Origin of the sequence: Levilactobacillus mulengensis, assembly GCF_003946045.1 — a bacterium.
GTDB classification, from domain to species: domain Bacteria; phylum Bacillota; class Bacilli; order Lactobacillales; family Lactobacillaceae; genus Levilactobacillus; species Levilactobacillus mulengensis.
The window spans coordinates 1-19,452 of record NZ_RHNW01000025.1; the positions used below are offsets into that span (position 1 = coordinate 1).

The 19,452-nt window shown below is 46.4% G+C and carries 15 protein-coding genes; 3 read left to right on the forward strand and 12 right to left on the reverse strand.

Going from position 1 to position 19,452, the window contains the following annotated elements; genetic code table 11:
- Window positions 1–181: 181 nt before the first annotated feature.
- From rihC to EKM84_RS13805, 6 genes are all read right to left on the reverse strand, one after another.
- Window positions 182–1,096, reverse strand: coding sequence for a ribonucleoside hydrolase RihC (rihC, locus tag EKM84_RS13780; protein ID WP_125766239.1), 915 nt, complete (start codon window positions 1,094–1,096; stop codon window positions 182–184).
- An 81-nt stretch (window positions 1,097–1,177) separates the two neighbouring features.
- Window positions 1,178–2,491, reverse strand: coding sequence for an NCS2 family permease (locus EKM84_RS13785; protein ID WP_125766240.1), 1,314 nt, complete (start codon window positions 2,489–2,491; stop codon window positions 1,178–1,180).
- 245 nt (window positions 2,492–2,736) lie between these two features.
- Complete coding sequence (locus tag EKM84_RS13790; RefSeq protein ID WP_125766241.1) at window positions 2,737–3,996, reverse strand: NupC/NupG family nucleoside CNT transporter; 1,260 nt, start codon at window positions 3,994–3,996, stop codon at window positions 2,737–2,739.
- A 294-nt stretch (window positions 3,997–4,290) separates the two neighbouring features.
- Complete coding sequence (locus EKM84_RS13795; protein WP_125766242.1) at window positions 4,291–5,115, reverse strand: alkaline phosphatase family protein; 825 nt, start codon at window positions 5,113–5,115, stop codon at window positions 4,291–4,293.
- A gap of 2,070 nt (window positions 5,116–7,185) precedes the next feature.
- A complete protein-coding gene (locus tag EKM84_RS13800; RefSeq protein ID WP_125766243.1) occupies window positions 7,186–7,824 on the reverse strand; it encodes an SDR family oxidoreductase in 639 nt (212 codons plus the stop codon).
- 123 nt (window positions 7,825–7,947) lie between these two features.
- Window positions 7,948–8,214: a hypothetical protein gene (locus EKM84_RS13805; RefSeq protein ID WP_125766244.1), complete on the reverse strand. Its 267-nt coding sequence runs from the start codon at window positions 8,212–8,214 to the stop codon at window positions 7,948–7,950.
- 1,349 nt (window positions 8,215–9,563) lie between these two features.
- Between EKM84_RS13805 and EKM84_RS13810 the strand changes: the two genes are divergently transcribed.
- A complete protein-coding gene (locus tag EKM84_RS13810; protein WP_125766245.1) occupies window positions 9,564–10,166 on the forward strand; it encodes a hypothetical protein in 603 nt (200 codons plus the stop codon).
- A 172-nt stretch (window positions 10,167–10,338) separates the two neighbouring features.
- Window positions 10,339–10,596, forward strand: coding sequence for a hypothetical protein (locus EKM84_RS13815; RefSeq protein ID WP_125766246.1), 258 nt, complete (start codon window positions 10,339–10,341; stop codon window positions 10,594–10,596).
- A gap of 109 nt (window positions 10,597–10,705) precedes the next feature.
- Here EKM84_RS13815 and EKM84_RS13820 read toward each other — a convergent pair whose 3' ends face one another.
- Both EKM84_RS13820 and EKM84_RS13825 read right to left on the reverse strand, forming a co-directional pair.
- Window positions 10,706–11,086 (reverse strand): MarR family winged helix-turn-helix transcriptional regulator, encoded by a 381-nt coding sequence (locus EKM84_RS13820; protein WP_125766247.1) that lies wholly within the window; start codon window positions 11,084–11,086, stop codon window positions 10,706–10,708.
- 254 nt (window positions 11,087–11,340) lie between these two features.
- Window positions 11,341–12,126: a hypothetical protein gene (locus tag EKM84_RS13825; protein WP_164511413.1), complete on the reverse strand. Its 786-nt coding sequence runs from the start codon at window positions 12,124–12,126 to the stop codon at window positions 11,341–11,343.
- Between the two features lie 303 nt (window positions 12,127–12,429).
- Here EKM84_RS13825 and EKM84_RS13830 point away from each other — a divergent pair, with 303 nt between their 5' ends.
- Window positions 12,430–13,086 (forward strand): hypothetical protein, encoded by a 657-nt coding sequence (locus EKM84_RS13830; RefSeq protein ID WP_125766249.1) that lies wholly within the window; start codon window positions 12,430–12,432, stop codon window positions 13,084–13,086.
- A gap of 63 nt (window positions 13,087–13,149) precedes the next feature.
- Here the strand turns inward: EKM84_RS13830 and EKM84_RS13835 are convergent, their stop codons facing one another.
- From EKM84_RS13835 to EKM84_RS13850, 4 genes are all read right to left on the reverse strand, one after another.
- A complete protein-coding gene (locus tag EKM84_RS13835) occupies window positions 13,150–14,439 on the reverse strand; it encodes a hypothetical protein (protein WP_125766250.1) in 1,290 nt (429 codons plus the stop codon).
- Window positions 14,440–15,624: 1,185 nt separating this feature from the next.
- Complete coding sequence (locus tag EKM84_RS13840) at window positions 15,625–16,290, reverse strand: hypothetical protein (protein ID WP_125766251.1); 666 nt, start codon at window positions 16,288–16,290, stop codon at window positions 15,625–15,627.
- Between the two features lie 771 nt (window positions 16,291–17,061).
- Window positions 17,062–17,742: a hypothetical protein gene (locus tag EKM84_RS13845; RefSeq protein ID WP_125766252.1), complete on the reverse strand. Its 681-nt coding sequence runs from the start codon at window positions 17,740–17,742 to the stop codon at window positions 17,062–17,064.
- Window positions 17,739–19,361: a DEAD/DEAH box helicase gene (locus EKM84_RS13850; RefSeq protein ID WP_225418214.1), complete on the reverse strand. Its 1,623-nt coding sequence runs from the start codon at window positions 19,359–19,361 to the stop codon at window positions 17,739–17,741. The genes EKM84_RS13845 and EKM84_RS13850 overlap by 4 nt, the downstream gene beginning before the upstream one ends.
- Between the last annotated feature and the right edge of the window lie 91 nt (window positions 19,362–19,452).

The window sequence follows — 19,452 nt, forward strand, 5'->3', positions numbered from 1 at the left end:
CTCACCAATTTATTTGATGAGGTTATCATATCGTGGATTTGCCGCCAATCATAGACGGTCAGTTATTTGGTGCTTACATTTCGTATGGATTACCCACCCATTCGTGTAAAGTTTTCCAAACAAAAAAGCCCGGGATTGCTCCCAAGCTTCTCTGCGTGCTGTATCTAATTTTTCGGGTGAATTAGTTCTTAATGGCGCGAACTTCTTCGAGGAACCACTTGTTGAAGGCTGCGGCGTCGATATCAACAGATACCTTGGCGTTAGTCTTGCCATCGTGGTAGGCCCCACGGATGTCACCGACCGTTTCACCAATGGCTGGGCCATCAGTTTGAACGTCAATCCACATGTCTTGGGTCTTGATGGCTTCTGGGTGAAGCAGGTAGAAGATGGTGTTGACATCGTGCATGGCAATCCCATTTTCATTGTTGTCACCATCGTTGATGATAATGTCGTGTAACATCTTCCCGGTTTCACTGATCTTTGGTAATTCTTCGATGCTTTCGTGGGTCAGCAAAGCCTTCATGGTGATGTCCAAACCAACCATGACGATTGGCACACCAGACTTGTAAACGATGGCGGCCGCATCTGGGTCGGTGAAGACGTTGAATTCAGCGGCACTGGTCATGTTCCCTTTGCCCAGAGCACCACCCATGGCAACGATGCGGTCGATGTGGCTCTTAACTTCTGGGTATTCGGAGAAGAGCAAGGCAATGTTCGTGTATGAACCGGTTGGCACCAAAGTAATTGGGTCAGCGCTGGCCATAATTTCGTCATGCAAAGCTTCAACGGCCGTCTTGTTAATTGGCTTAGGCAAGTCGGTTGGGAACTCGTAACCAGGCATCCCTGAGGCACCGTGAATCCGGGCAGCGTCTTCGAAGTCCTTGAACAATGGTTGTTCAGCACCGGCTGCGACTGGAATGTTTTGGTTGAAGAACCGAACGATCTTCAAGGCGTTGATGGTGGTCTTGTCAACCGTAACGTTACCAGCAACGGTCGTGATCAATTTCAAATCGATCTTTGGGTCGTTGATTGCCATGGTTAAGGCAGCAGCATCGTCAATCCCGGGGTCAGTATCCATAAGAACTTTAATAGTCATAATAAAATTTCCTCCCAATGAAAAGTTATGTTTTTTTGTGAAGCGGAACCGCTTACGTTTAAAACTAGCGAAAAGTTCGCGCTAGAGCATGGCACTGAAGACCAAGTCGAGCAGGAACAGAACGCCTAACAAGTAAACTGGCCAGGTCAGGTCTTTAGCCTTCCCTAAAGCCACTTTCATAACGGGGTAGCACACGAAACCGAATGCTAACCCGGTGGAAATACTATTGGTAAATGGAATCAGCACGATAATTAAAAAGGCTGGAAACCATTCGGAGAAGTCGGCCATCTTGATATTGCCGATGGCAGCCATCATCAAGGCCCCGGTGATAATAATCACGGGCGCAATGGCTGCGGACGGCACGTAGGCCAACAGCGGTACGAAAATCAGTGATAAGGCGAACAGGACTGCGGCGGTCAACGCCATAATCCCGGTCCGACCCCCACTTTCAATCCCGGAAGCACTTTCGGCAGCCGCAACGGTGGGACTCGTTCCCAGGAAACTGGAAATGAACGTCGTGACGGAGCTACCTTCGAAGGTCTTCTTAAACTTCTTCTGATTTGGCAGCAGGCCCTGTAGCAGCCCCATGGATTCGAAGACCAAGATCATGGTCATCGAGAAGGCCGCCAGAATAAATGGCGTGCTGAAGATGTGTGAGAAGTCGTTTTGGAAGACAATCTTGTGGTACTGGCCCAACCGTGCTAAATCAACGGTTGGCGTGTCGCTATCCTTTACGCCTAGGAAGAACGCCAACAGGCTCGTGGCGATGATGGCAATAAAGAAATTCCCTTTGATCTTGCGAATGTACAGAATCAAGCTGAGCACCAGTCCAAACAGCGCCAGCAGTGGCGTCGGTTGGGTCAGGTCGCCCAGGACAATCAGGGAAGACTTACCGGCGACGATCAGTCCCGCTTTTTCCAGGCCAATTTCGACCAGGAAGAGCCCAATCCCCGCGGTAATCCCACTCTTCAGTGACTCCGGAATGGCTTCCGAGAGAATCGTGGACACCTTAGTGAAGGCAATCAACATATAAATGAAACTGGCGACTGCCGCGATCCCTAAGGCTTCGCGCCAACTCAGCCCCATGTTCACGACAATCGTGTACGTGAAGAAGGCGTTGACCCCCATCCCTGGCGTCAAGATGACTGGTGCATTTGACCAGAAGGCCATAATCAGACAGCCGATGACGGACGAGAAGATGGTGGCGAACACGCTGAGGTCAGTGGGAATCCCCGCATCCTTTAAAATCAACGGGTTCACAATGATGATGTACGAGATGGCAAAGAAACCAGTCACTCCGGCAATCAGTTCGTTGCGGACGATATCCTTATGCCGCAGGGCTTCCCTTAGCGTCATGTGATTAGCTAAGTCTACCTGCGATTGTTGCTTATCCATAAAAATCCCTATCTTTCGGTACGCCAGAGACCGGCGCACAGACTTCACGGGCTTTGCAACCGAATGCTTTCACCCATCCGGCTGGGTTTCACTCCCCTCTTCAGGAAGGTCGGCACCCGTACGGACTGACCGGGTTACCCCGTCAGCCGCAATGGCTTTCTTTCGCCATAGTGACACAGATAGCCCAGGAACGAAGGGCCCCTGGGCTATCAAGTCAACCCCAAGTGAACTGAGGTTTTATTTTTTTACCAAACGAAGAGACCAACGATTCCGGCTGATAGCAAGGAAACCAGGATCCCGGAAAGTAACATGTAACCAACGTTCTTAGAAATAAGTTCGTTGTTTTCACGGTCAACGATCCCCTTGAAACAACCGATAATCATCCCAGTAGTTGAGAAGTTGGCGAATGAAGTCAAGAAGACAGTCAAGATGGCCCGGTAGTGATTAGAGAAAGCACCCGTGTTGATGGTTGAAGAAATCTTACCCATAACAACGAATTCGTTCGTTACTAACTTAGTCCCCATGTATTGGGCAAAGCCGAAGGCATCGTGCACGTTCAGACCCATTAACCAAGCAAATGGGAACATGATGATCCCTAAGATGTGTTCCAATGACAGCCATGGGTTGAATAAACCAAGCAGACGGTCAATCAAAGCAGCTAAGGCAACGAAAGCGATAACGTTAGCAGCGATGATTAAGATCAGACGGCCGGCACCCAGGATAGAGTCACCCAAGAATGAGAAGAATGGTTCCTTCTTGCCGTCGTCTTCAACTTCACCGTCTTCAGCAGCAGCAGAGTTAGAACCACCGATACGAGCAATGGTGTCTTCTTCTGGGGCAACTTCAACAGGGTTCAACATGTTGGTCACGATGATGGCGTTCAAGATGTTAATTGGAACGGCCGTCAAAACAAATTGACCAGGAACCATTTGGGTATATGCACCCAGAATGGAAGCAGTGATACATGACATGGACATCATGGCAAGGGTCAAGTTACGTTCCTTACGCATGCTCTTTAATTGTAATTGTGAAACGGCTAAGGCTTCAGTGTTCCCTAAGAACATCATTTCAACAGAGAAGAATGATTCGAACTTAGGTTGACCAGTAATGAAGGAAAGGCCACGACCAACCCACTTGATGATCCAAGGAAGAATCCCGATGTAAGTCAAGATATCAAACATTGGAACAACTAATAAGATTGGCAGCAATGAACTCGTAATGAAGTTCATTGACTTGGCAGTCCCACCGAACTGTGGCGTAACCCAGTTAGGTAAGGCGAAGACGATCCCTTGGTAAGCCACTTGGACTAACCAGTTGAAACCATCGGCGGCACCCTTAACGATGTCTTGCCCGAGTGAGAAACTAGTGAAGAACCAAGCCAAGACTAAGTTAAGAACTAAGACAATGGCCGTTGACTTCCAGTTGATTTTCTTCTTGTTCTTGGAGAACAAGAAAGCGATTGCGAGGTAAACAATTACCCCTAAAATATTGACTGCGACTAGCATTGGTCAAAATACCTCTTTCCGATATTATTCTTTGATGCATGGCACAATTGCCACACAAAAGTTGACGCGATGTGTTGCTGCAGAAATTATGTAAAGCATAACTTCTGTTACGAACGAACGATAACCAGTTCATAACAGTTGGATTTCAGTAAACCATCAGTTAAATGGTGAAATTAAACGGTGAATAATATCTGAATACTCTCTGATGACTTACTGACCTTTGCAACCCAACGTTGCGTTCCGGCTTTGGTACCTTCTCACCTCCCTTCAAGGTCCGTTCGACAAAATTAATTTTTATTGCGTAATTTCATTTAAAAAGCTATGTCCGGCTGCATGACCAGCCAGGCCGAAATTCTCTAAGACTGTGGCACCCACATCAGCGAGCGTCCGGCGAATCCCCAGTGCGTGAACACTAGGCCGCGATGGCGAGTACGCTATTAATGGTAAATACTCGCGGGTCGGGGTCGTTTCACTAGCCGGGTCATCGGCGTGGGTCGCCGTGATGAGTAATAAGTCGTTGGCGTTCAAGTCGTGTTGGACTTGGGCCAAATAATTGTCGGCACTCATCAGGGCACTCGCAAATTCTTCAGCGTCTTGGTGTTCCCCGGCGAACCGGAAGTCTGGCAACATGACGTAGGTCAGGCCAGAAGCATTCTGGTTCAATTGATCATAGAGAATCCGAAACGCATCTTGGTTACTGCCAAGCTGAAAGCGTTGCGCGGCGCTCTGTGTCTGCAGGTAGCTGAGAAACGGACCCGCCAATGTCACCGCGTAACCTGCGGCGGGTAAGGTGGCAAATACCGTTTCCGTGCGGTTGGTTCCCGGATAATCCCACATCTCGCGGAGACCCGTTGCCCGGCGGTTGCCTTGGGCCTGCACGTGCAGGCGACCAAAGAAGCCAACCGGATGATCAACCGGTTCGACCCCCGGTAGTGGGTGGTCAACCCGAATATTACCGAGTCCTAACCGCTGTAATGTTGGAAGATTTAGTTTATCCGTGCAACTAACCGCCACATGACCCAACGTGTCAGCGCCCACCGATTGAAAGCGGTTAGCGTCTGGGGCTTCCCCCAAACCTAATCCAGCAAAATCAATCACAAAGATGCGATGAAAGGCCACTATTTCTCACTCCTTAGGTCAGTCCTTGGTAAGACTTTCCACCAAGAACTTTTTCGGTCTAGTAACAATATACCTTTTCTTAAGCGCCCTGTAAATGGTCGATTGCAGAAAAGTTTGTATCATCAATTTCCGAACATTACCACCCTGAATCAGTTGCGGGAACCGGTTCGTCCGGAGGCTAACCGAACGACCCATAGTTTTTGCTAAAAGGATTTACCTCTAACATTTTCCCTAGTTTTCAAAGAGCAAAAGGAACCGCGACCGCTTACCAACACGGTAAGATGAGGCCGTTTACATTAATTAATACCGCTATAACTAAAACTGTAAAGTCTGAGGTACCCGAACGTCTGCTTCCCGAGAACATAAAAAACGGGCTTCAAGTTTAGTGTTAGGAAATCACTTGAAGTCCGCTAACTCTCGGAAAGGAGGTTGTGATTACTACTAAATTCCCGTTTCGTAATCATTGTAATTCTTAATCGCCTCATAACTAGAATGTTTCGCCGAGCGGCCGCAGCCAACAAATCGTTTTAATTAGTTTCTGGCTGCCGTTTCAGCTTGTTACCAGTGGAACTTAATTCCTTCATTACTGACACAAGACACGCTACTAACGATTCTACTTGAAATCCTCGCATGATCCTTGCAACCGTAACATCCGAGCTCTAGCTACTACCTGGAACTGTTTACTAGTCTTTAAACCTTTGACGCTTACTTACAAGCACTAAGTCTAAAATCTATTCAGTTTTGATGGTACCTGATTCTGTGGAGCCGAATCTGTGAAACCACTGCCCGGAACTGCTAGAGTTCGTTAGAAGGTTTATCGGAGTTGTCTCTATCTTTCAGTATCTCGGAGCTACTTTAAAACCTGACTCACATTGAAGCGGAAATCGGTTTTAAAACATTGATGCAATTTGATGCTGTGGAACGTCACAACTCTTAATTCCTTTCCGCACCATAATAGTATCATAGGCTGTAAGCGTTTGCAATAGAAACACCCAAACTTCTTGTATTTTTTTGAACAAGTGGCTTGTGTGTGGCGTTACATTGGTGTTTCTACATCGCCTCCGGGATGGTGAAAATGGGCCGCGACGCTGTGGGCGCCCGCCTGAAGCCTGAGGAGCGGTCTTCAGGCTTACTTTGAGCCTCATAACCCGAGTCTCAAAGATAGCAGTTGCCTAAGCGGTAAACCGCTAAGGCAACTCCCACGGCTGAGCCCATTTTCACCATCCCTGCGGCTAACACTGGCGTAACCCCACGCACCAATCCACTTTTCTGGTTTTGTTTTTTACCGTGAGCTCCCCGTCGATACTGGTTGGGAGATGGCGGCCGGGTTAACTGAACGGTTGCGCTTGCTGCAGTTACTCCCCCGTCTAAGATCAACGTCAAAGGCAAAAAAAGTTTCAAGTTCAATGACGCTGGTAACTGCCGACAGTATTTTTCTCTCCCCTGTTGTCAGAGCCGCCACCAGGTGCGGGAAGCCTGTGGCCCTCAACTCGTATGTGAAAGTGCTGGACCGTGTCAGCGACCAGAGGTGGGTCAAGCTGGGCAGCTGTGTCGATGGTCTTAACTGAGTGTCTTTCTCAGTTTAGAGCATCGGCCGACCTGAGAGACTGGTGGATTCCCAGGCTTTCAGGCGAGGTGGAAGACCGCTTCTCAGGCTGGAGCCGGGCCCCACAGCAGGACAGCTTGAAGCCACCGCCCGGAACGGCCTGACCGCCACCATTTTCACTCACCAAACCGGTCCCCACAGGCAGGGAGCACCTGGTGGCCGCAGCGGTACAACGCCAAATTTGAGCAAAAAAAATACCGTTGGCGCTTAACCAACGATATTCCGCAACGTATGAATCAATTCCCGGCAAATCCATGGGTTCTTGTTTGGAGGAAAAGTTTCACAGAATGAGCTTAGTAAATTGATTCCACTCTAAATAAATAAGTCGCAAGTCGTGCGGAGACATTCTCAACGCACACCATAGTTATACCGCGAAACCGTGACCATTGCACACTTTTTGAATCGCAAATTTTGCGGTTGCTGGACTAAATGTTAACGCACGGGCATTTATAGTAGAAAACTTTTTAATACCACGCTGGCTTGTCGCCGTCCGTGTTGGGCTTGTTGACACCGAGTGACTCGTGGATGGCTTGACTCGGTTCGGCGACCAGCTTAGCAACCAGGGCCGCGATACTCTTGCGGGAAACCTCGGTGCCCTTGAAGGCCTCACCCTTTTGCGTGGTCTCGTAGGCCACTTCGTCATTGTTGGAGAGCCAAGCCGGGCGAATGATCGTGTAGTCCAGGTCGGAATCCTCGATAGTCTTGGCTGCGGCACCATAGGTTTCAAGGTAGCCGCCGTCCAGCATCTGGTGATTCCATTTGCCAAAGTTACCAGGGACTTCATCGTAAATGCCCAGCGTGGAGATCCAGATCAGGCGCTTCAGACCACTGGCGTCCATCGCGGCCACGACGGCCTTGGCTTCGGCTTCGATGCTACCGGCCAAGTTAGCGTACACGATATCGGCGTCGGCCATGGCAGCCTTCAGGTCGGCTTCGCTCGCCGCGTCACCCTCGACGACTTGAACCCGGTCATTGGCTGCATCGGCTAACCGCTTGCTGTTCCGCAAGAACAACGTTAAGTGGTTGTCTGGATTTTCCAGCAATTGGGCCGTCGCTAATTTGGCAATCTTACCGTTCGCACCTAAAACTAATACATTCGTCATATGAATACCCCTTTTCGTTTTTGTCTACAGTTATACTGTAATACTCATAGTTACATTTAGCAAGTCAAAGGGTTCGGGGTAAATAAAAAAGCCCCACAGTCCAACGACTGCGAGGCTTGAAAATTAAATCAACATTAACGTAACGCCTTCGACTGGCGTCAAACTGTCGCCGAGATCGCCAAAGACTAATTCTTTTTTGAAGACGGGTTGACTCAATTCGGTTAGGTTAGTTTTTTGAATGGTCAGATGATAACGGCCATGCCAATCACGCTTTAATTCATAGTTCACGAATTCTTGTTCAGGGGCGTAGTCAGCGAAACGGACGGCATAAGTGCCGAGTTGGTGCGAAACGACCAACCGAATTCCGTTTTCATCTCTAAAGATATGCAAAATTTGTTCACTCCTATATTGATTAGATGCCGCACGATGTGGAAAAGAAAAAGGAAAAGCCGCCACCACGGCCCCTCCTCGATATCGTCATTCGCTCAATCAAAGATTTTTAGAACCGCCGCGACTATTTCGACAATCACGGCTAAAAAACCAATGATTAACCTCCATGCGCACAGTGATGTTAGCCTGGCCAAACCACGTCCAGTTTGGTATCACCAGATAATTCCTCTATGTACCTTGATTGTACCATACTTGCCTGTAAAAGATTAGCTTCCCCGGAAATTGTCTTCTTCTTGGGCTAAACTTGTGTTGTTGGTCGCCTCCGGGCCGGTGAAAATAGGTCGTGACGCTGTGGTAACCTGCCGTTCCCGCCGGCGGGTTCAAAACGCCCTGCTATGGGGTCGGTTCCAGCCAAAGAACGGGCTTCCACCTCGACTTTGAGCCTGAGAACCGGTCTCAAAGGTCGTCCCGTGGGCTAGACTGGGAAAAGACCCCAGTCAAGACCACCGACACAGCTGGGCATTTTGACCCGCCTCTGGTCACTGACATTACCTGAAAGGCCCATTTTCACCAGTCCTGCGGCTAACACAAGTTTAGCCCGAGCGAAGTCGTTGCCCTGGTCGCTTAGTTTTTACCGATCATGGTGTGGCCTGATGCCATTCAGTCAATCTTGTCGTCCGTTCAGTCATCCTTTGTATTTCTTACTCCTCAGACACCAAGTAATTATCAATTTCTCTAATTAAATCCCTAATAATTAGCAAAAACACCACCCAATTCGCCGCAGCCCCTTGCCAGCTATGGGTTAGAAATGTTTCAATAATTAATAATAGCTGGTTTAGGTCAACTGATGGCAATTATTAATCAATCACTTAATACTAAGCCAGCCGAAACTACGCAACATTAATCAATACCCAACGAATAGATACCAACTCAACTCAACACAACATAACGAAGATAACCAAACAGCTCAGTACAGTTGGTTAGCGGGTTAAACGTGTGTCAGCCGCAGGGTCGGTGAAAATGAGCTCAGCCGTGGGAGTCATCTTAGCGGTTTTACCGCTTAGATGACTGCTATCTTTGAGACTCGTACTTAGAGGCTCAAAGTAAGTCTGGAGACCGCCCTTTGGCTCCAGGCGGCGCCCACAGCGTCACGGCTCATTTTCACCGACCCGGAGGCGAGGTCGAGGTGGAAGCCCGTTCTTTGGCTGGAACCGGCCCCATAGCAGGCCGACTTAAGCCCACCGCCGGGAACGGACAGCCAGCACACATTTTCACCGACCCGGAGGCGCAGTAACACACCCGTTTAACCAACCAACCGTATGAGCTTGAAGAGCAATGGAGGATGAATGATGGCAAACACGAAAAACAGTCAAGCAGCAAAGATTCGACAACAAATTATCACCTGGCTTCAAGACGACCAGCAGACGCAGGTTGTGTCCAAGGCCAAGTTCCCCGGCATCCGCGGCATTCGGGCCGTGAACCTGCGGCAAATGCTGGGCGACCTGGGGTACAAGGCGTCCGTCGTCATGGGTGCCGTTTCCGCCGCCCCTTCGACCGACCCACGGATCAAGAAGGCTGCGGTCAAACCGCGCGAAGTCTATTATTACTTTGATGTGAACACACCGGCCCCTGCCAAGGTCCAAGCAGCCGCGGCCAGTGCCGCCACGAGTGGCGCTGGCGTCGCCTCTTCCGCTACCACGGTGACGGCCCCACTGGCGTTCTCCGCCGTTAAGGGTCTCGCCGGCACCCCAGCCTTCGCGCAGGTCGTCAATACCAACCAGCACCTCAGCCAGGCCATTGACGACCTTCTGACCGCTGCCCAGGCCCAACGTCCCCTGACCGACCTTGAATTGACCTTCCTGACGGACTTTGCCGCCCAGGTCGCCAAACAGAGCGAGTTGTTACAAAACTTCGCGACGCAATCCAAGATTGACCAACTCCGGCGGGGCTAATTTCACAAGCCCGTTATTCGCCTGTTTATACTGCCACTTAACGAATTACCCCACAAAAGACCTAATTCGCAAATATTTCAACAGATTTCGACTATTTTGTCGGAAAGTTCTTGACTTTTAGTCATTCAACCATTACTCTGTTATAAATTACTTTTATGGGGGACGAACGCCAATGGCACTACACGAAAATAATCGGGTGTTTTGTGAAAAGACGGAGCTCTTCTCCGACTCTTTCTACGGCACCATCACGAAAATGTACGAACACTCAGCAATCGTAAAGGTTGAACCCGACCAACTCTCCAAGAAGGAAACGGATAAGATCGATTCCTTCGGCGACCTGGTGGTCATTCGCCATTCCGAGCTGCAATTGGTCGACGCTGACAACAATTTCATCGCTGAACCTGAAGAAGAACTCGAAGCAGCTGAATAACATTAGTTAAGGGCCTGGGCTATTTGCCGGGTCCTTTTTGTTTGCCCACATTTTCTAGCGCCAATACAAAAGGAGCGGCAACCAACTGGCCACCACTCCTTACTAAGACTCACTTTAAAATCCCTGTCAGCTGTTTCATTAAGATTGGTAACTCCGCTGACAGCGTTTCATTCACGTGCTCTTCAATCTTACGACCCCGAGCCGTTACCTGGAAAACGTGGTAGCGCCGGTCCGTTGGCAACGTTTCATCCTGAATATACCCACCATTTAATAGGCGGCTAATTTGAATGGAAACCATTGACTGGCCAACGTTCAAGCGGCGAGACAACTCGCTGGTGCTAATTTTTTCCGCAACCAGTTCGTGTAGGATCCGGTATTGTTCAAACGTCAGGGCGTCCCCGCTACTTGGACGTTTGATGAATGGCCGTAAAAGTGAATTCAACTGGTGGATTCGCTGGACATCGCCAGCAAGCTTTTGCGTGTCGATCATGATTCTCTTCCTCCTCATGACCCCCGACGGCCTTATGCCGATAATTTTTACTTCCGCCGGTAAGTCTAAACATAGTCCGCATTCAAAATAATTCGTTAGTGGGCAAAAAGGTTGACCCCTAACGCATCACTCTTAATATACTAGCATAAATGACCGACTATATTATAAACAAATCACATCTCAGCCGAAATTTGTTATAAATTCACTCATATTAAGTTGTCACTTGCCCCTCTCACTCCCCGTCACTCTAGGAATCAGCTCCGCTCATTGATGAGATCGTAAGAACGCCCCTCACCCTGATACAGACTGTGTAACGCCTTCTCTAAAAGTTTAGGGTCGGGGTTGAGCCCCGCTTTGCTAAAAATCTCACCAATCAACCGGCAATCCCGTTTTTCTTGAAACTCCTTTGCCACGGCCATCACGGCGCGAAAATCTCCCGCCGGCGGCACCGTTCCGTGGCGGTGCGTAACCTCTTGTTGAATCCGCTGCTGAAGCAACAAAACTTGGCGCGCTTCATCAATCTTCTTGCGGAGTCGCGGCGCCGTGTCGTGGACAATCAGTGCCAGCCCATTGCTGAGCAAGACCCGCACTTGGCGTTCCTGCATGGTCCCGTTGATGTGCGTTTCAAACTGACACCCCAACCAACTGGTATAGCCTGACCCAGCTGGCCGGTCCGTTGAAACCAGTACGATGGGACCGAGAACAAAGGGAACCGGACTACTCAACTCGAGAAATTCTACCATGGTGTGCAAGTCGAACCAAGTCAGCACCTGCGTCGCCGTGAGCATATCCATGACGGCCTTCGACGAATAGGTCGTTCGGAAAAAGCCCTCATCGTTACTCCAAATGACGGTGCCGCCAACCTGGCTACCTTGAAAGTTCTTGATGTAGATCACCGCCGACCAATCAAGGTCCAGTTGTTCGGTGGGGACTTGCCGGATCACGTCCTCGAGCCGCAGCTCATCAAAGTTGACGACTCCCTGGTCATTGATCTGATTACGATACACGCTTGATAAGCCATTCAGACAGGCTTTATTCAAGATGTCGCATCCCCTCCGAAAACTACGTGGGTAATCGATTGAACATCTCTCCGTTACCCGGCTATAGATTCTCACAAAACACGAATAATAGCAAGAAAGACGCTTCATTTTTAAAAGATAAAATCAGCAAATAATTCGTTATGAATTGTGGTATCAATGGTGTTTGGGGGAAATGATTGCCAGTAGTATTTGCGAACTATAAATATTTTAATATCGTATTCATTCGGATATTCTCATTAAAATTTCACAAGGATGCCAGAAAAGGTTGGTATAATGCGGATATAATTAGTGAGGAGGAGTTCGATGACAATGAGACGGCAAAGTTTGGGCACGGTTTTGACCAGCGCCCGGGAAATTCTGATGAACGGTGCGACCCCCGCAGAAGTCTTGCGCGACGTGGATGTACCGGCTTGGTACCTAGCGGAGTTAGAACACGACCATATCACGCGGCCAAATGAAGATTTGCTGACGTTGATTTGTCAAGCTTACGAACTAGTGGCTGCCGACGTGGCTGACCTGCGCCGGTCGACCCAACTCACCACCGATTTGACCAAATTGGCAGCGCAACGTGATCAGGCGACGGCCACTTTTCTTCGCCAGCAACGACTGGATTGGCCCGACAGCGCGTTGGCGGCCAAACAATCAGGCAGTCTGAACCAGACCGACCCCGCGGCCAACCATAGCTACGCGGATATTTTACGCTGCCTGCGAATCCAGATTGACCACGATCCGGTCATGGCCGCCAGCGTGTATTACCGGCTGTCGCCCATGGCCTACTGGCAAATGGAGGCCGCCCAACTCGCCATCACGGATGAGGTTGAGCGCCTGCTGTGTTATCGGTTGGAGGTTGAGGACTTGAGCCGGTTCTTTTACGTGGACGACCTGTTCAGCGCGCTGTGTGAGCAGCTGGACATTTGTAAGTACTCGTTGGAACCGGTGAAGATGCCGGGGAATTATTAATTTTATGTATAGTAAAAGCATCGCCCTTGGTGGACGATGCTTTTTGTGTTGCTTGGTTAAAAATTAGTCAGCTACGAAATCGCTGTTCGAAGTACTAGTCTTAACTGAACCTTTAACGGCGTTGTAGTAAACCGTTGAATTAGTTCCACCGAACACACCATCAGTAGCGTAGTTCAAAGTGAACTTGTAGGCAATAGTATCACCCTTAGCGTTTGTACCCTTAGTAACAACAGTAAATTCGCCAGCACCATCAGCCTTCAAATGAGTTGCAATATCGGAAGCCGTAGCAGTTAAACCATTTGCTTGCTTAAAGAAAGGATCAGCTGCCATCTTAGTGGCAACATCAGCTGGGAAAGCTAACGAATCTTGTGCTTCGGCCACATTTGAATTGTAGACCTTCAAGGTCGTTCCCAAACTAGCAGGATCGTTTTCAGTAACGTAAACCGTTTCTGAAGAGTTCTTAGCATAGCTCTTAGTGTTCGTGCCAAATGCAGTAGCAGCATCTGCCCCAGAAATAGTGTAACCAGCAGGAACCAAAGCCTTAGCCTGCTTGTAAGCATCTGCTTGTGCTAAAGTGTCACCTGAAGTAAATTCATAAACCGCTGAAGATACCTTAGCGCTGTTAGCTTTGTTAACAAAGTTGAAGGTAATCCCGTTTTCAGCCTTAGCAGTGTCACTCTTACCAGCGGTAACGGCACCAGAGTAAATCCAACCACTGATAGCTGGGTTCTTAGCGTCCTTAACGTAGTAGTATAATGAGCCTTCACGCGTCTTGGTAGCGGCATCCGTAACAGTCAAAGGATCACTAGCGTAAGCCGTGGTGTCCTTGATTTGCTTAGAAGCCTTGTATTGGGTGTACTTAGGTGCATCCCACGTAACGTTGCTCTTACCAGGCTTGGTAAAGTAAACGGTCGTGTTAGCTGGCATAGCAGCCTTAGTCGTCGTGTTGGCAGAAGCAATCCCACCAGCAAAAGTGCCGGCAGTCTTACCGCCGTAGATGTAGCCACGGTACTTACCGTTCATAGAAACAATCTTGTAGTAAACGGAGCCCTTGTTAGTGGTCTTTTGGTAGTAAGCACGGAAGTAGTCAGCAGATTTCTTGGATGAAGCCAACTTCTTCATCGTGTTCTTAGAAGCAACGACCTTGGCACCCTTAACAGTACCTGGCTTAGTGTATAAAGCGTTAGTACCAGTAGCTTCAACGTTACGCTTAGTAGCGTCAGCCTTCAAAACAGAGTAGGCACCAGCCTTAGCATATGACTTAGCTGAAGCAGTAGTTGATACTGCGGCAACTGAGACAAAGCTTAATGCGGCTAAGCCCAAGTAAAGTGATTTCTTTAAACTTGATTGCATAGTATTTCTTCCTCCAAACATAAAATATGTAATTTATCAAGCAAGAATAGTATAACCGAAGTTAGCGCTTTTGTTAAGAATTTTATTTCTTAACTTGGCGGATTCGTTTAGCTATCCCCTAACTACGACTATGATTATAGACGGATAGTTGCGGAGAAACAAGGATTATGCTCTTTTTGTCGTGGGATTGAAACAATGAACGGGCTTCTGTAATGTGTTTGTTACATGGCTATTATGGCTATAAACGCCGTGATTGCAGTGTTGGTGCGGTATTAAAGGATTTATTAAGGCCTTAAGAATGATTGGTTAAGATTAATGCGGCTTTAAGATTAATTTCTGTGGCGGATAACTTTTTCTTGGGTTAACGGCTGTTTGGTTAATTGGTTGCGGATGATCTGTTGGTTTAGTTCGTGGGTAAGATTCAGACTAACAGCGGATTAACGATTGATTTTTGGCATAGCTGTTGGTCTGTTTTGACCCGGTTATTTCTATATTAGATGGCCATCCCTGTCGATTGACTCATTAAGCGTGCTCTTTGTCTCCTGGTGGCTCTCACTGAGTCACTGGTAGTTTTACCTGTATTGTTCTCAGATCATCCCCAGTCGCCCGTTAAGCCCCCATCCACTCGTTTTCCCCCACTAACAACTACTCAGTCCCCAACGTTTGTTAGGTGAAGTCACTATTCTTGCATTCAACTGGCTGACGGTCCATACTAATGGCATTAAATGAAAGGGGGTGATGCTTTTTGGCAACAGGAAATTGTTACCTTAAAGTAGTCGCTTCCGCGGAGAACGGAAACGATTAACTTCTTTAAGGTAAAGGCCGACGAAATCTTTTCGTCGGCCTTTTTGTGTTCTAAGAAAGGAGATAACGCCATTTACAACCTTTAAGTGACTACCTATACAATCAGATTTTGGCCAACGGCCCAGATTGGGATTAACGAGGTCGACGGATAGCCATGGCGACCGAGCTCTGGCACCAGAGGGGGTCTGGACAAGAGACGGAAGTACTACGTCCCCAATATTGCGGGTAAGGAAGGCCCACGGGCTTTTATGGCTGATGTAGATCTTCCGGAGTATTAGCAGTTAGTACCATGGCTAGCCCTGTTAAGGACCAGTCATAGTATTAGTTGTTATTGTGTGGGTCATAAAAATCCAACTCTAGCAAATACCAATAAACTCTAACTTACTTGCCCACTGTACTAAATAAATGTGCATCCTCTTTCTGTTCTTTTTGATAGTCATAGTTGTTTTGCGCTGAGGAGTCAGGATTCTTCAATCCTAAATAATAGTCATCCCTTTGCGACTTCAGTAAGGCGTCCATGGATTTTCGCTCCAAATTCAACGATGATTTTACTTCATTTAGTCTCCGGGGCGACACTACATAAAACTCACCTTCTTTAGTCATCACCTCTTTAAATATCCTCTGTTGATTACCAACTAGTACTCTTTGCTTCAATAATTCATCGGAATATCTAACGTACGATGCTATTCCCTTCTCATCAAAACGTTGAAACTCAACTTTTGCTAACAATTGCTGTTCATTTTCCAAATAGATTTTGTCCTGATCAAACTTAGCCTTGCTGATGAGCATGCTTTTCTTTTTCCATCTTCCATTCATGTCAGCGCGCAATTCATCCAAGTAATGACTATCCCTTTGCATGGAATCAATTGCAAAGCTCCGATAGATCATGTAATTTTTATCAGGTGCATCCCGTACCATTAATAGACCTGTTATAACTGTCAAGACAACCGTTGCCAGGAACTTTGCCTTATCATGATTTTCTTTTCTTGAAAGCAATATCCATAAAATTAAAACAAGACAAATAAATCCACCAATAGCACCCCACACAAAGTATGGTCTCCTAATCAAAAATTCCTTTATCACATTTAGCACTTCCACTTATTCTTATTAGGCTTAATGATCCAGAGCCTCAAGTATTCGGATGATTTTACAGCTTATGCTTATTTTAGACTAACACTCACAATTAACTCAACGGCGAGCCCAAATAAGTATCTCTTCGGAGATGGAATCGACATCATTTACACTTTAATAGCCCCCTAAAATCCAGAGTTGACCACCTTGACCGCCAAAGTATTTAAATGTGTGGTGAGCAGTGTTATGTTTAAATTAACCAGTCAATCAACTGGTTCCTACTCCATAACAAAAGTGGTGAACAATCATGGAAAAGTTCCGAAATTTTTCTGATTTTACTTTGGAAACACTACGTGAGATGTTTGCATCCCGAAAACAAAACATCCAAGTACTAATTTTTAGTACTGCACTCACACTTCTTTTCATTTTACTGGCAGCTTTCTTCACTTCATTTTTAGCTTTTACGGCTGTTTGCCTCTGGTTAGGGGCTTTTGTTGGAATTTTAGATATTTGCTTCAGACTCAAGAAAATATTCAACGTATGAAAAAAATTGAGCAACAAACAGCACCACAGTACGCTCTCCCAGTGTTATGATCCCAGGGAGTGCCAGCTGCGGCGCTATTTTTGATTTCTTATGAGAAGAAGACACCCTCACACAAATCCTCAAGTGACTACTTCTGCAATCAACCGGCAAGCAACGATCGCATCCCCAGAGCTTCCCTGAGAAAAGATGAATATCAATTTGCGTCACTGAAGATACCTAATCTTGCCATCCTTTGACAATAATTCAACAAGCTTCGGCATTGCCATTCGTTTTTTTAACCCAATTTTGTATGAAACACTGTCACTGTAGTTAATATCTATGTGACTAAGCGGATGTCTACTTGCGTCTTCATTCTCTACATCATAATCATACCGGATATACCCCGGTTCAAATGTCATAAGGTTATAAAGTATGTCCCATAAATCTCGCGACATAAAACTATCCATGCTACTCTCTTCTTTATCACTAAAGCGGTCTAGCATATCAAGCACTAATTCCTCAAGATCATTACTTGCATCATACTGTTGTAAATTAAATACTTCTTCATTTACCATACTTTTCAAAGCGGATACGATTCCGGCACTCATAAGATGCCCCTGTCTATCTCGAATGAGGTACTTGTCTTCTTTCTCCCTAATCTCAAACGGAAACGAAATAGAAAATATCTTCTTATCCTTTAAACTAAAGAAAAGTCTCTGACTCCTTCCAACTTCCAACCTAAAAACATTAGCTGTAGGGCCAGAATGTCCAACACGCAACACGTCAGCTTGGTTTAGCTCTGAGACGCACTCCAAGAGCAACATCATAACGTCCTTTTTTCGTCTTATGCCACATAATCCTTTCATGTTAGGCGTCATTTCATAAGTTTTTTCGCTTATTTTCATTGTAGACTCTCCAAATTCGATTCAATAATCCTCTTAATTGAATCAGGATCGACCCTATCCTTCTCAATTGCATTTACAACTCTTGCCAATGTGTTTTGTTTCTCTCTATCAAGCACACCTTTCTGCTTAAGAATCTTATCTACAACCTGTCTTTGCGTCAAATCTTTCTGTTGTAATAATTTACTACTTGCATCCATGATATCCTCACTATTTGGTTTTCTAACGGTTGCCACACCTGTATCCATAATCTGCTTGTACAGATTATCATACTTACTCATTAGCTCTTCATTTACACTACTAGTTATCAAGTATGAAGTAATAAAAGATCGTGTGAGTGCCATGTACATTGAATTTCGCATACCAAGATTTAAACTGATCGGTGAATCTGCAACACAAATCAAGAAAGGAAACTCCAGTCCCTTAATATTATTTCTATTACTGATAAACAAACTTCCTGGCGACTTACTCTTTACTTCATACGCTTTTTGAGTTTCCCATGTGAACTTATTTTGAATTTGTATTGAAAGTCTATCAATCATGTTGTAGGTCTTATTCGAAGTTCCCAAAAAGACAATTCCAATGTCATCCGGAGTAACTCGAGGATTACTTTCAATAATTTTTTGAATCACCTCTAGTACTTTTTCATTCATATCATCCTTCCTGTATATCAATAGCGGTTCAGATTTGACATCTTTCAAATTGTCAAATCTCCTCAACGGCGACCTGGTAAACTTATATACTGCACCATCCTCATCCGTTTCAAAATCATACCCACACGCTTTCCAAGTTGCATCATCAAGCCAATTTATAACAGGCCTTTCCTCAACTCCGAAACCTAGTAACTGGGCAAACATGAAGTTTTTGGGATCTGTACGATACACCTTATTCAAGGTGAAGTCCGGATGCGTCATAACTTGAGACTCTTTGCTGAAAATATTTTGAAAAATATCACTAGCAATGATAACTTGCTTCGCTGAAACAAGTTCGCAGAGCCTAAAAAAGTCCTCATCAAAGTCTTGTCCCTCATCAATCAAAACATAATCAAAACACGGTGAGAACGTTTCTAAGCCCTTTAACTTTTCAGCCAAGTCACGACAAAGTCCTCCAAACGAAATTCCAGACCTGTAAGGGGAAAAATCAAATCCGTACGCATGACAAATATAACTGTAGACGCCAGAATTAGCGTCCAGCTGAGACCCCCAACTACGCATCACCCATAATCGTTTCTTCCACTCAATCTGCTTGTCAGCTCTCATAAAGTCAAAAAAATCTGGGACTCTTTTTTCGCGCATTTCATTTGCCAAGACCTTATTAAAACACGTAAAGACAACCTTAGAATTCTCATCAGACATGTATAACTCATATAATTTATGCAGAAGTAGTTCTGTCTTCCCAGTACCTGCCAACCCTTGAATCGCAATTCGCTTCTTACTATGAGTATCATAAATAAACCTATTCTGATCTGCATCGAGCATAATAATTCTTTGCTTGATTGCTTCTAAAATATTGGTTGGAGTTTCTATTCCAACTCTCTTTGCGTCATTTATCGATCCTGTTAGAAGTGTTATTAACAAGTTAGCAATTACTGCATCTTTCCCCTTTGTTGCCAATTCTTCCACGGTATTCAAATCTAAGAAGCTGTCCAAGATCTATGATTTTTGATATACTTCTATGTAAAAAGCGAGTTTAAGCTATGAAAAATTATCCCAG